The 499-nt window shown below is 49.9% G+C and carries 1 rRNA gene; it reads right to left on the reverse strand.

Going from position 1 to position 499, the window contains the following annotated elements:
• Positions 1-68, reverse strand: a 5S ribosomal RNA gene (gene rrf, locus LD028_RS15545); the annotation flags it as partial.
• Between the last annotated feature and the right edge of the window lie 431 nt (positions 69-499).

Below are 499 nucleotides of genomic sequence, written 5' to 3' on the forward strand. Positions count from 1 at the left end.
GCGCTGGAGAGCTTAACTTCCGTGTTCGGGATGGGAACGGGTGTGACCTCTCCGCCATCGTCACCGAGCAATAATGCTTTAGACAAATGTTATTATAACGGAATATTTTTTGTTGTCAAGCATTTTTTTATTCCTTCAAAACTAGATAACAGAACAGTCGCCTTCGCTTTTCTTTATGTCTAGCTTCGAACTAACATCCTCCTACGCCTTTCGCTTTTTCCGTTCGACGTGCACGCACGTCTTCGTCAAAAGCTTTCGGCTCCGTCGGATGTTTTCTTGACTACGTCAAGAACCGTTCTTCGCTTTTCGTGATGTCTAGCTGCGGCTCCTAGCCCCTCGAACCGCTTCAGTCCTGCTGTGGCGGCAACAGCCTCCTCGCAGGCCTTTCGCGTTCTTCGTGGCTGGACAGTCGCCTCCGCTTTTCTTTATGTGTTTAGTTAAGTCCTCGATCGATTAGTATCCGTCAGCTGCACGTGTCGCCACGCTTCCACCTCGGACC

This window comes from Anoxybacillus sp. LAT27, from assembly GCF_022030075.1.
GTDB lineage: Bacteria > Bacillota > Bacilli > Bacillales > Anoxybacillaceae > Anoxybacillus > Anoxybacillus kestanbolensis.